Origin of the sequence: Autumnicola psychrophila, from assembly GCF_031846645.1 — a bacterium.
Lineage (GTDB): Bacteria > Bacteroidota > Bacteroidia > Flavobacteriales > Flavobacteriaceae > Autumnicola > Autumnicola psychrophila.
The window spans coordinates 19,160-32,498 of record NZ_JAVRHN010000005.1 but is presented as its reverse complement, the minus strand read 5'-3'; the positions used below and the strand labels follow the sequence as shown (position 1 = coordinate 32,498).

Sequence of the window (13,339 nt, the reverse complement as noted above, 5' to 3'; positions counted from 1 at the left end):
GGCATAGCTACACTTTTTTTAGAAATGTTCCTTCCGGATTTTTCTGAAGCATTTCATCTTTAAATTATCAAAAGAATGTTCAGTAAACTTATAAAATATTTCCTGTACAACCGTCTGGTCGCTCTCATCCTGCTATTATTTTTGGTAGGATGGGGAATTGTTACAGCACCATTTGATTGGGATACCGGATTTTTACCCAACGATCCTGTGCCGGTAGACGCTATTCCCGATATTGGTGAAAATCAGCAGATCGTCTTTACAGATTGGCCGGGGCGATCTCCCCAGGATATTGAAGACCAGATTACCTATCCGCTTACCACTTCTTTACTCGGAATTCCCGGAGTAAAATCCATTCGGAGTTCTTCAATGTTCGGATTTTCCAGCATTTATATAATTTTTGAAGAAGATGTTGAATTTTACTGGTCGCGTTCCCGCGTTCTCGAAAAACTAAATTCCCTTCCGGCAGGTTTATTACCTCCAGATGTTCAACCGGCATTGGGGCCTGATGCTACTGGTTTGGGGCAGGTTTTTTGGTACACGCTCGAGGGTCGCGATCCGGATGGAAACGTAACCGGTGGCTGGGATCTACACGAGTTGCGTAAGATTCAGGATTATTATGTAAAGCTTGGATTGAGTGGAACTCAGGGAGTTTCCGAAGTTGCTTCCGTAGGTGGATATGTTCAGGAATATCAGATAGATGTAGATCCCGATGCTTTAAAAGCTTACAATATCGGCATAGACCAGGTGATGATGGCGGTGAAGAATTCCAACCGGGATGTGGGTGCAAAAACCATGGAAGTAAATAAGGTGGAATATCTTGTTCGTGGGCTGGGTTATATAGAATCCATTGAAGACATTGAAAATACGGTTGTTACAGAGAATGAAAATACTCCAATATTAATAAGGAATATTGCTGAAGTTCAACTTGGCCCGGCACAACGCCGCGGATTGCTGGATAAAGGAGGAGCCGAAGTTGTGGGAGGGGTTGTTGTTGCCCGTTATGGTTCGAATCCGCTGGAGGTAATTCAAAATACAAAAGAGAAAATTGCAGAAATTTCTTCTGGATTACCTACTAAAACTTTGGAAGACGGAACGCAGAGTCAGGTTACTATTGTGCCTTTTTACGATCGTACGCAGTTGATCAATGAAACTATTGGTACATTGGAAACTGCACTTTCCCACGAAATTTTAATCAGCATAATTGTAATAATTGTTCTTGTACTTAACCTCCGGGCGTCGTTTCTTATTTCCAGTTTACTGCCTGTCGCTGTACTCATGACTTTTATTGTAATGCGGTATTTTAATGTGGACGCGAACGTAGTGGCACTTTCCGGGATTGCAATTGCGATAGGGGTGATGGTGGATGTCGGGATTGTTTTTGTCGAAAACACTATCCGGCACCTGGAATTTCCGGAGAACAGGAACGCTAAAGGAAGTAAACTGCTAAAAATTATCCATAAAGCGACCGTAGAAGTTGCACCTGCAGTTACTACCGCATTGGCAACAACTATAGTAAGTTTTCTTCCGGTTTTCTTTATGGAAAATGCAGAAGGAAAGCTTTTTCGTCCGCTGGCTTTTACCAAAACCTTTGCGATTGGCGCGGCTTTTATTGTGGGAATTTTTATTTTACCAATGCTTTCCTATTTCGCTTTTAACCTGAAGATAAATAAGGAGCGCAGCCAAAGAATTTGGAATATACTGCTAATAGTCTCAGGAATTGTACTGGCAATCCTTTTCGGATTTTGGCTTCCGCTGGCGCTTACCCTAATTGGAATCCTGAAGTTAGTCGATGCTCAAAAACCCCAATTATTTGGCAAACATTCAGACAATATTATCCTCGGGATCATTGTGGCAGTAACGGTGCTTTTCCTTTCGGAAGAGTGGATGCCGTTGGGCTTCCAGAATTCTTTACTTTCAAATTTTATTTTTGTCATCATTTTATTGGCGCTCACGCTGCTGTTCTTAATGGCAATCGTAAAGTATTATGAGCCAATTCTCATCTGGTGCCTGCAGAATAAAGGAAAGTTTCTGCTTTTACCGTTTATCACCATTTTCTTCGGGATAATGATCTGGTTCGGCTTTCCGAAGATCTTTGGTTTTGTAGCTAACGGAATAGAAAAAACAGGCTGGGAATTCAGGAAAACCAGTCTTTGGACAGAGATTGCACATACGTTCCCCGGAGTAGGGAAGGAATTTATGCCTTCGCTTAATGAAGGAAGTTATTTGCTCATGCCTACCACCATGCCACATGCCGGGATAGAAGAAACTCAAAAAACGGTGCAGCAGCTGGACATTGCTGTTGCTTCTATTCCGGAAGTTGAGGTCGCCGTGGGCAAAATGGGAAGGGTGGAAAGTGCATTGGATCCTGCGCCTATTTCGATGTTTGAAAATATAATCAACTATAAACCGGAATTTATTCTTTCTGAAGATGGTAAGCCAGTGGCTTTTAAAGTGGATGAAGAGAATAGATTTATCCTGAAATCTGGAGATTCCTTAACCAATGCTGAAGGAATTCAACGGAATATTTCAGCAGAACAGCTTGTTGTAGATGAAGACGGAAAATATTACCGCAACTGGCGGGAACATATCCATAATCCCGATGATCTCTGGGACGAAATTGTGCAAAGAACAGATTTACCAGGGGTCACTTCGGCACCAAAACTTCAGCCGATAGAAACAAGGCTGGTGATGTTGCAAACCGGAATGCGTGCTCCTATGGGAATCAAAGTCTACGGGCCAAACCTGCAAAGTATCCAGGAATTTGGAATTGAACTGGAACAATTACTGAAAAAAGTTCCTTCAGTTAAATCTGAAGCTGTTTTTGCAGATCGTGTTGTGGGAAAACCTTACCTGGAAATCGATATTGACCGGAATTCAATCGCGAGGTACGGCCTTAGCATTGAAGATGTTCAGCAAACTATTGAAACTGCAATAGGCGGAATGGAAATTACTTCCACCGTTGAAGGCCGGGAGCGTTTTCCGGTTAGGGTACGTTATCCGCGGGAACTTCGCGACGATCCGGAATCTATAAAAAGAATTTTGGTTCCAACAAGCTCCGGGGCTCAGATTCCGCTCGGTGATCTTGCCGATCTCAATTATGAGCGTGGTCCGCAAATGATCAAAAGTGAAGACACTTTCCTCACAGGTTACGTTCTTTTTGATAAAAGGGAAGGTTATGCCGAAGTCAATGTAGTCAATGATGCGCAGGCTTTTATTCAGGAGAAAATTGATGCGGGGGAACTGGTAGTTCCTGCCGGGATAAGCTATAAGTTTTCGGGAAATTATGAAAATCAGGTGCGGGCGGTTAAAAGATTATCCATTCTAATCCCAATTTGCTTAATCATTATTTTCCTGTTGCTGTACTTTCAGTTTAAGACAGTGATTGCTTCTACTATCCATTTTTCGGGAGTATTTGTGGCTTTTGCCGGTGGTTTCATCATGATCTGGCTTTACGGTCAGGAGTGGTTTATGGATTTTGCAGTCTCGGGGGTAAACATGAGAAATTTGTTCCAGATGGGAACGATCAATCTAAGCGTAGCTGTTTGGGTTGGTTTTATCGCACTCTTCGGAATTGCTACAGATGATGGCGTTTTGATGGGAACCTATATTCATCAGGTTTTTGAAGAAAGAAAACCGAATACAGTTCCGGAAGTTCGGGATGCTGTAATGGAAGCCGGTCTAAAGCGCGTTCGGCCGGCGATGATGACCACAGCGGTTACGATAATTGCCTTATTTCCGGTATTAACTTCCACAGGCAAAGGTTCTGATATCATGGTGCCGATGGCGATTCCTATCGTCGGCGGAATGTTGATCCAGATTATGACGATTTTTGTGGTTCCTGTTTTACAGGCATATTGGAGGGAAAACATCCCCTTCCCAGATCCCCCTCTAACTTCCCTGAAGGGAAAGGATAAATCTATTTCTCCTAAATAAACATTATTATGAAATCATTTATAAATTTTTTCTTTACACTATCATCCCCCCTTCGGGGGTTAGGGGGATTTTTGTTTTTCTTCTTTTGGGGGCTGGGGGGATATGCCCAGGATTTGGACAATTATCTCCAAATTGCTCAAGAAAATAATCCACAGGTGCAATCTGCTTATACCTCCTTTGAAGCAGCTTTACAGCAGGTGCCTCAGGTTTCGTCCCTGCCCGATCCTACACTTACCATGAGTGCCTTTGGAAGGATGGTAGAAACGCGGCTGGGAGCTCAGGAAGCGCGGTTCTCTTTAATGCAGATGTTTCCGTGGTTTGGAACTTTAGAGGCAAAAGCGACTACGGCAGAATTAATGGCTGAGGCAAAATTTCAGGAGTACCTGGATGTGCGGGCAAACCTTTATTATGAAGTAAAATCAGCCTATGCCGAAATTTTCCAATTATCGGCAACTATTGCGGTAAAGGAGGATAACCTTGAAATCCTTGATTCTTACCGGGAGTTGGCGCTGAGAAAATTTGAAGCCGGGAGCGCTCCGATGGTGAATGTCGTGAAAATTGATATTCAGCGGGAGCAGGTACTTACCGAAATTCTGTTGCTGGATGAGGAACTGCAAACCAGGAAAAAGCAATTTAATTTTCTTATCAACCGCGCCGGAAATGCACAGGTTATTGTTGCAGATACGCTAACTATTCAGCGGCCGCTTTATGATGCTGAAGATCAACTTCAGGAGGAGCAGAATTTTGAAGAACATCCTGCGATCATTCAGTTTAACCGGCAGGCTGAAGCTTATGAGAGTCAGCAGGTGGTAGCCAGGAAAAACGGACTCCCGCAAGTAGGCGTTGGAGTGGATTACGGAGTTATTTCTGAAAGAACAGATGCGAATCCGGTGAATAATGGACAGGATGTGATTATGCCAATGCTTTCAGTGAGCCTGCCCATCTTCAGAAAAAAATACAGAGCGGCGCAAAAGGAAGCTGAACTTATGGAAACAGCAATTCAGCAAAATAAACAGGCAAAAATCAACAGTATGAAGAGCGAAATGGCGATGACCCGATATGATTTAAGAAAGGCGCAGCGCTTAATTGCGCTTTACGACCGGCAGCTGGAAAGTTCTGAGCAGGTCAATAAATTGCAAATATCGGCCTTCAGTAATGCAACAGGAGATTTTGAAGAAGTGCTGCAAATGAATCAGGATATTTTAATGCTGCAACTTCAGAAAATAGAAGCGATAAAAGATGCTTTTGTGGCCAATGCGAAGCTGGAATATTTCTTCATCAACAAAAATCAGGAATAATGAAAAACAGAAAAAATATAATAATCATATTGGTCACCCTGCTGATTGGTGGGTTTATCGGCTGGCTGGTGAAACCTTCAGCAAGTGATAGCTCTGAATCCGTTTCTGGTCATGATCACGCGATGGAAGAAAATCAAATCTGGACCTGCTCTATGCACCCCCAGATTCGCCAGCAGGAGCCGGGAGATTGCCCTATTTGCGGAATGGATTTAATCCCTGTTTCTGAAGATAATGGTGTTGTTGCAGACCCTTCGGTTTTCAGGATGAGTGAAAATGCGTTAAAACTTGCAAATGTAAGGACGATGACGGTGGGCAGCGGCAATGCTGAAAAGGAAGTACGGTTAAACGGAAAAGTGGTGGTAGATGAAGGCAATGCATACACTCAGTCCACTCACATTCCGGGAAGAATTGAACAAATGCGGGTAAACTTCACCGGGGAAAACGTAACGCGCGGAAAAACACTGGCGACAGTTTATTCGCCACAATTAGTTACGGCTCAGGAAGAACTTTTACAGGCACAGGCAATAAAGGAAAACCAGCCGGAACTTTTTGAGGCGGCAAAACAGAAACTTAGGAACTGGAAAATTGGCGAAAATCAGATTCAGCAGATTTTGAATAGTGGCCAGGCGATTCAGCGTTTTCCTATAACGGCAGATGTAAGCGGAGTTGTTACTGAAAAAATTGCAGATCAGGGGGATTACCTTGAGCAGGGAATGCCGGTGTACGAAATTTCCAATCTTGAGGAAGTCTGGGTGGTTTTTGATCTTTACGAAAGCGAACTCGGCTGGATAGAGGAAGGAAGTACAGTAGAGTACACGATCAGGTCGATTCCCGGTGAGACTTTTGAAGGTGAAATCAGTTTTATTGATCCTTTGCTTAATTCCAGTACCCGCGTGGCGCTGGCGAGAGTTGAGGTAAACAATGAAAATGGAAGGTTAAAACCCGGAATGTTTGCTTCAGGAGTGGTTACAAATCAATTGGGACAGGATTCTTCCGAAGAAATTGTAGTACCAAAGTCGGCAGTGTTATGGACGGGAGAACGTTCTTTGGTCTATATAAAATCAGATTTAGCAGATGGTGCAGGTTTTAAACTTCAGGAAGTAACATTAGGACCTTCCCTGGGAGATTCTTATGTAATTGAAAACGGACTTCAGGAAGGTGATGAAATTGTGGTAAATGGTACTTTCACGGTAGATGCGGCCGTGCAATTGGCGGGAAAACCAAGTATGATGAACCCCAATATTTACAACGAAGTTCTTGATGAAACTTTTAAACTGCCTGAAGAGGCCAGAAATAAAGCTGCCGCCGTTTTAGAAAATTATCTGCAGTTAAAGGACGCGTTGGTGAACGATGATTTTGATGCTGCAAAGGAAGCCGCAACAAGCCTGGCTCAAAAATTGGCAAATATCGACCCAGAGAGATTTCCTCAAGAGGCAGGAAATACAATGATACATTTTAAAGCACAGTTACAAACTCGGAACAAAGCAGTTGCTGCAGCCGGAAATATTGCAGAAATGCGGAGTAATTTTGATGAACTTTCTGAAGTAATGATCAATTTTGTTTCCACTTTTGGGCCTGTAGATCATCAACTATTTGTCCAGCATTGCCCAATGGCAGATAATGATCGTGGTGCAGACTGGCTTAGCCTTTCCCGTGAAATACGAAACCCTTATTACGGAGAAGCAATGTTAACCTGTGGTGAGGTTTCCAAAGAAATAAATTAACTTTAATAAAAATTGACATAAAATGAAAAAGGTAATTATAAATGCACTTTTTTTTGCTGCAATCGCAGGGAGTTTAAGTTTAACCTCCTGTAGAGAGAACAAAGAAAACGACAATGAATTGGCGCCGCCAATGCAAAATGAAATGCACCAGGATACGGTGACAGGAGAAAATGAGGACATGGTTGATCCTTCTCCGGAATTTACCGATGAAGGTACTGCGCAGGTGTACAATGCCTATGCAGAAATTAAGGATGCGTTGGTGAAGACAGATGCTTCGGGAGCGCAGGATGCTGCGGAAAATCTGGTAAGTCTTCTAGAAGAGAATCCGGAAGAACCGGGACTTTTGGAGCCGGCACGAAAAATTGCTGAAACCGAAGATGTAAATCAACAGCGGGAAGCTTTTTCAGCATTAACTGCGGCAATGCAGCCTGTTTTGGAAGGAGCTTTGGCTTCCGGAGAAATTTATAAGCAATACTGCCCAATGGCTTTTGAAGGTAAGGGGGATTATTGGTTTTCCAGTTCCGAACAGATTAGAAATCCTTATTTTGGGGATATCATGCTAAAATGTGGAAGGGTGGAGCAGACCTTGAACTAAAGAATATCTAATTCAGGAGAAATTGCCTGTCCGGTTTTGTTGTCGGCTGGATAATTGTTTCTGAATAATAAACCAGCTTTTGGAAAAAACTACCATTCATATAAAAAATGTGGTTTGCGGCCGTTGTATAGCAACAGTGAAGCAAATTCTCTCAGGTTTAAACATTCCTTTTAGTCAGGTTTTCCTTGGTGAAGCCATTCTTGACAGGCCGTTAACAGATATGGAGTTGCACGACCTTCAGAAGGAATTTGAAAATGTGGGTTTTGAACTGCTTCAGAAGAAACAGGAGCGCATCATCAACAGCATAAAGTCTATTATTATCGAGCAGGTCTATGAAGAGGGTTCTAAAAACGACAATCTTTCTAAAATCTTAAGTGAGCGCCTTCATTACGATTATAGTTATCTCACCAACCTCTTCAGCAAAAGTGAAGGACAGAGTATACAAAGCTTTCAGAATAGAATAAAAATTGAACGTATTAAAGAACTGCTTGAGTACGATGAACTCAGCATTTCAGAAATAGCGCTAGATATGGGGTATTCGAGTGCGGCTTATCTTTCTACCAGTTTCAGGAAAGCCACGGGAATTAGCCCATCCTATTATAAGGCTAAACATTTAAATAATCGCAATAACCTGGATGCTGTGTAAATTCCCTTAAAGTTGTAAAATCTTACCATAATTTTAAAAGTCATTGCCATTTTTCATTCTTAATTTAGGGGTAAACCAATAAAAACTAAGTTATTATGAGAAATGAGAAATTGATTCATGCATTAGGAAACTGTATTAACCATTGTAATTATTGTGCAGACGCCTGTTTGGGTGAAGACGATGTAAAGAAAATGGTAAGCTGTATAAGATCAGATAAAGTTTGTGCAGAAGCCTGTGCGGCATTGGTGCAAATTTTGGCTATTAAAGATGCCGATGCCAGAGACCTGGTGGAATATTGTAGAAAAGTTTGTAAAGCATGCGCCGATGAATGTGAAAAACATGAAGCACAACACTGTAAAGATTGTGCAAAAGCATGTAGGGAATGTGAAGAAGCTTGTAAAGCTTATTTAGGATAAGCAAAGAGTAAGTAAAATGAATATTTAAAACCCAGTTTAACTGGGTTTTATTCTTTAAAATAAATTTTATGAGTCAGTACGAAAAGAACAGTCTTAGTCTTGGAAACGCGGTGGCAATGGGAACCGGGGTAATGATAGGTGCAGCGATTTTTGCCCTTTTAGGACAGATAGCAGAACTTGCGGGAGAATATTTTGCCCTTGCTGTTGTATTGGGCGGGATTATTTCTGGGTTTAGCGCTTATTCCTATATCAAGATGGCGCACGCTTATCCTTCTGCGGGAGGTATTGCGATGTTCCTGCAGAAAGCCTATGGGAAAGGGACCATTACGGCTTTTGCGGCCTTGCTTATGGCTTTTTCCATGGTTTTGAACGAAAGTCTTGTTGCCCGTACTTTTGGTACTTACACCATGCAATTGTTCAATGGAAGTGAAAACAGCTTTTGGGTTCCTGTGCTTGGAGTGGGACTTCTGGTCGCTGCTTTTGTGGTGAATATTCTTGGAAACGAAGTCATTGGTAAAACAGCAATGACTACTGCAACCATTAAAATTGGCGGAATCTTGATCTTTGCAATTGGAGCACTTTGGGCAGCCGATTTTAGTGTGGGCTCTGCTATGCCTTCTGATGCACCCGAAAATAGTTTTACCAAATATATTGCCTCTCTGGCGCTTGCTATTCTTGCCTATAAGGGCTTTACCACTATTACCAATAGCGGGGGAGAAATAAAAGAGCCTCATAAAAATGTGGGCCGGGCAATTATCTGGTCATTGGTGATTTGCGGGGTGGTGTATTTTATCACTGCCCTTGGAGTAGGAGCTAACCTGGAAATTCCGCAGATTATTGAAGCCAGAGATTATGCTCTGGCAGAAGCAGCCCGTCCACTTTATGGAAGTTATGGCTTGTGGTTTACGGTGGGGATCGCTATTGTCGCTACCATTACAGGTGTGATTTTCAGTGTTTTTGCAGTTTCAAGAATGACGGCGATGCTTACTAATATGAAATTGATTCCGCATTCTAACCTGGGGTTGCCGGGGAATATTCAACAACACATGCTGGTATATATTGTGGTGCTCTCCATCGCATTGACAATTCTTTTTGATCTCTCGGGAATTGCAGCTATGGGCGCAATATTTTACTTAATAATGGACATTATTATTCATGTGGGAGTGCTTCGCCATATGAAAGAAGAGGTAAAAGCAAATCCTATAATTGTAGTTACAGCCATCGTTCTGGATGCAGTGGTATTAATAGGATTTGTATGGGTAAGAGCACAAACAAACCTAACCGTAATTATTGTCTCTGCAGGCTTAATCGTTGTTACATTTTTTGGAGAAAAACTGTTTCTGAAGAATACCAGTCAGGAAGGTAAACTGGAAGATTCTGATGAGGATCAGGATGAAAAAAATAATAAAAATTAGAATGAAACACACCTATAAAATCACCGGAATGACCTGCAACGGCTGCCGTTCTCATGTTGAAGAAGCTTTATACAAAGTCGACGGTGTTACAAATGCTTCCGTTGATCTCGAAAAAGCTGAAGCGGAGATTGAAATGCAGCGTCACATCAAAATTGGCAAATTTCAGCATGCATTAAAAGAAGCGGGCGGGAATTACCAGATTTTGATGCCTTCTGAATCTTCTTCGGAGGAGACTTCTGGTGAAAACCTCATGAAACACACCTATAAGATCACTGGAATGAACTGTAACGGCTGCCGTTCTCATGTTGAAGAAGCTTTAAACAAAGTCGACGGTGTTACAAATGCTTCAGTTAACCTTGAAAAGGCCGAAGCGGAGATAGAAATGCAGCGGCATATCAAAATTGACAAATTTCGGCATGCATTGAAAGAAGCGGGCGGGAATTATCAAATTTTCATGCCTTTAGAAGCTTCTTCGGAAGGAAAAGAAGATGAAAATTTGATGAAACACACCTATAAAATCACCGGAATGACCTGTAACGGCTGCCGTTCTCATGTTGAGGAGGTTTTGAGCAAAGTTGAAGGTGTTACAAATGCTTCCGTTAATCTTGAAAAAGCCGAAGCGGAGATTGAAATGAAGCGGCATATCAAAATTGGCAAATTTCAACATGCATTAAAAGAAACGGGCGGGAATTACCAGGTTTTGATGCCTTCTGAATCTTCTTCGGAAGGGAATTCTGGTGAAAACCTGATGAAACACACCTATAAGATCACCGGAATGACCTGTAACGGCTGCCGTTCTCATGTTGAAGAAGCTTTAAACAAAGTCGACGGTGTTGCAAATGCTTCCGTTAATCTTGAAAAAGCCGAAGCGGAGATTGAAATGAAGCGGCACATTAAAATTGGCAAATTTCAGCATGCATTGAAAGAAGCGGGTGGGAATTACCAGATTTTTATTCCGGGGGAAGAAGTCCATCATGAGCATTTAAAAAAAGAGAAACCTAAGGGTAAAGGTACGGGCACTTTTTACTGCCCAATGCATTGTGAAGGGGAGAAAACCTATGATAAACGGGGTGATTGCCCGGTTTGTGGAATGGATCTCGTCGAGGAAATGAGCCTGAATTTGAACAGTGGGAAATATACCTGCCCGATGCATCCGGAAATTGTAGAGGATGAGCCGGGAGATTGCCCAATTTGCGGAATGGACCTGGTGCCGGTCCAGGCCGATGTTTCTGCCGAGAAAAAAACATATCGAAAACTGCTGAAGAAATTCTGGATTGCGGTAGGTTTTACTTTGCCGATTTTCCTTATCGCAATGAGCGAAATGCTGGCAGATAATCCGTTATATGAGGCGCTGGATATGTACTACTGGAACTGGATCCAATGGGGACTTTCCATTCCCGTGGTTTTTTATGCCACCTGGATGTTCTTTGAGCGGGCGTGGAAATCTGTCATTTCCTGGAACCTTAATATGTTTACCCTTATAGGAATAGGTGCAGGAATTGCCTGGATCTTCAGTGTTTTCGGATTAATTTTTCCCGATTTTTTTCCGCAGCAATTTAAAACAGAAACAGGAACCGTTCATGTTTATTTTGAAGCGGCCACGGTTATTTTAACGTTGGTTTTGCTCGGTCAACTCCTGGAAGCCCGGGCACACAGTCAGACGAATTCCGCAGTAAAAGAACTATTGAAACTTGCTCCAAATAAAGCCATTCGCGTGATAAACGGAGAAGAAGAAGTTATTGCCACAGATAAAATTCAGGTTGGGGATATTTTACGTATAAAACCCGGAGATAAAATCCCGGTAGACGGAATTATTGAAAAGGGGGAGAGTAGCCTGGATGAATCCATGATCACCGGGGAACCGGTTCCGGTAGAGAAGAGCAAAGGCGACACGGTAACTTCAGGGACTATAAATGGAAATCAGAGCTTTACGATGAAAGCCGAGAAAGTGGGCAATGAAACCTTGCTGGCGCAGATTGTAAAGATGGTGAACGACGCGAGCAGATCGCAGGCACCTATTCAGAAACTTGCCGATAAAATAGCGGGATATTTTGTGCCTGTAGTGGTGATAATTTCGGTAATCACTTTTATTATTTGGGCTATTTTTGGTCCGGAACCGAGTTATGTATATGCGCTCATAAATGCCATTGCAGTACTTATTATTGCCTGTCCCTGTGCTTTGGGACTCGCCACGCCAATGTCGGTTATGGTGGGAGTGGGGAAAGGTGCGCAGAACGGCGTATTGATTAAAAATGCACAGGCGCTGGAACAAATGGACAAGATCGATACGCTGATTATCGATAAGACGGGAACGATCACCGAGGGAAAACCTTCAGTAGAAAAAGTAGTCGCTGTAAATGGTTTTTCTGAAGAAGAAGTTCTGCAGAAAATAGCTTCAGTAAATGCGCAGAGTGAACATCCTTTAGCCGAAGCTACGGTAATCTATGCTAAAGAGAGGAATGTGCAGATTTCTGAGGTTGAAAAATTCAGTTCCGTAACGGGAAAAGGAGTGACGGCAAATCTTCAGAATCAAAAAATTGCCATCGGGAATGAAGAACTGATGAAAGACGTTACTGCCGAAATTTCTTCAGAAACAAAGGAAAAAGTCGCTGCAGAACAAAATTTAGGCAAAACAGTTTCTTATTTGGCGATAGAAGGAAAGATTGCCGGATTTATCACGATTTCAGATCCTATTAAGAAGACCAGCCGGGCGGCAATTTCAGAACTAATAAGTCGCGGAGTTGAGGTGATTATGCTTACCGGCGATAATAAAAATACAGCTGCTGCGGTGGCGGAAGAATTACATCTTACCGACTTTAAAGCAGGAATGTTGCCGGAGGACAAACTAAATGAAGTAAAACGTCTACAGGCAGAGGGAAAAAAAGTTGCCATGGCCGGTGATGGAATTAATGATGCACCCGCTCTCGCACAATCTGATATTGGAATTGCTATGGGAACCGGTACTGATGTGGCGATAGAAAGTGCAAAAATTACGCTGGTAAAGGGTGATTTGCAGGGCGTGGTAAAGGCTAAAACGCTGAGTAAAAAGGTGATGAAGAATATCAAGGAAAATCTCTTTTTCGCCCTTGTTTATAATTCTTTGGGAGTACCTATAGCGGCGGGAATTCTGTATCCTTTTTTCGGGATTTTATTATCACCAATGATTGCGGCGCTGGCAATGAGTTTTAGCTCGGTTTCTGTTATTGCGAATGCGCTGAGGTTGCGCAACACAAAAATCTAAGACGGGATAACGCTAAATAATCGAACTGTAAATAATGAATTGAATAAATTTTTAGCTGAATTTAATAAGTT

General features: G+C 42.4%; 8 protein-coding genes. All 8 read left to right on the top strand.

The features are described 5' to 3' along the window. The first annotated feature begins 75 nt into the window (after nt 1-75). The 8 genes from RM541_RS07480 to RM541_RS07445 all read left to right on the top strand — a co-directional run bounded on the left by RM541_RS07480 (nt 76) and on the right by RM541_RS07445 (nt 13,268). Nucleotides 76-3,933: an efflux RND transporter permease subunit gene (locus tag RM541_RS07480; RefSeq protein WP_311499599.1), complete on the top strand. Its 3,858-nt coding sequence runs from the start codon at nt 76-78 to the stop codon at nt 3,931-3,933. A gap of 8 nt (nt 3,934-3,941) precedes the next feature. Beyond that, nucleotides 3,942-5,231 (top strand): TolC family protein, encoded by a 1,290-nt coding sequence (locus RM541_RS07475; RefSeq protein WP_311499598.1) that lies wholly within the window; start codon nt 3,942-3,944, stop codon nt 5,229-5,231. Continuing rightward, a complete protein-coding gene (locus RM541_RS07470; RefSeq protein ID WP_311499597.1) occupies nt 5,231-6,955 on the top strand; it encodes an efflux RND transporter periplasmic adaptor subunit in 1,725 nt (574 codons plus the stop codon). Before RM541_RS07475 ends, RM541_RS07470 begins: the two co-directional genes overlap by 1 nt. A gap of 22 nt (nt 6,956-6,977) precedes the next feature. Further along, nucleotides 6,978-7,550, top strand: coding sequence for a DUF3347 domain-containing protein (locus RM541_RS07465; protein ID WP_311499596.1), 573 nt, complete (start codon nt 6,978-6,980; stop codon nt 7,548-7,550). Between the two features lie 79 nt (nt 7,551-7,629). Continuing rightward, nucleotides 7,630-8,196, top strand: a complete 567-nt coding sequence (locus RM541_RS07460) for a helix-turn-helix domain-containing protein (RefSeq protein ID WP_311499595.1) — start codon at nt 7,630-7,632, stop codon at nt 8,194-8,196. A 95-nt stretch (nt 8,197-8,291) separates the two neighbouring features. After that, nucleotides 8,292-8,612: a four-helix bundle copper-binding protein gene (locus RM541_RS07455; RefSeq protein ID WP_311499594.1), complete on the top strand. Its 321-nt coding sequence runs from the start codon at nt 8,292-8,294 to the stop codon at nt 8,610-8,612. A gap of 68 nt (nt 8,613-8,680) precedes the next feature. Then, nucleotides 8,681-10,027, top strand: coding sequence for an APC family permease (locus RM541_RS07450; RefSeq protein ID WP_311499593.1), 1,347 nt, complete (start codon nt 8,681-8,683; stop codon nt 10,025-10,027). 1 nt (nt 10,028) lies between these two features. After that, nucleotides 10,029-13,268: a heavy metal translocating P-type ATPase gene (locus RM541_RS07445; protein WP_311499592.1), complete on the top strand. Its 3,240-nt coding sequence runs from the start codon at nt 10,029-10,031 to the stop codon at nt 13,266-13,268. Nucleotides 13,269-13,339 lie beyond the last annotated feature (71 nt).

Bases quoted from the DNA above. Each gene is read 5' to 3' on its own strand.
- RM541_RS07455 (WP_311499594.1), top strand. From the start codon at position 8,292: ATGAGAAATGAGAAATTGATTCATGCATTAGGAAACTGTATTAACCAT.
- RM541_RS07450 (WP_311499593.1), top strand. From the start codon at position 8,681: ATGAGTCAGTACGAAAAGAACAGTCTTAGTCTTGGAAACGCGGTGGCA.
- RM541_RS07465 (WP_311499596.1), top strand. From the start codon at position 6,978: ATGAAAAAGGTAATTATAAATGCACTTTTTTTTGCTGCAATCGCAGGG.
- RM541_RS07480 (WP_311499599.1), top strand. From the start codon at position 76: ATGTTCAGTAAACTTATAAAATATTTCCTGTACAACCGTCTGGTCGCT.
- RM541_RS07445 (WP_311499592.1), top strand. From the start codon at position 10,029: ATGAAACACACCTATAAAATCACCGGAATGACCTGCAACGGCTGCCGT.
- RM541_RS07470 (WP_311499597.1), top strand. From the start codon at position 5,231: ATGAAAAACAGAAAAAATATAATAATCATATTGGTCACCCTGCTGATT.
- RM541_RS07475 (WP_311499598.1), top strand. From the start codon at position 3,942: ATGAAATCATTTATAAATTTTTTCTTTACACTATCATCCCCCCTTCGG.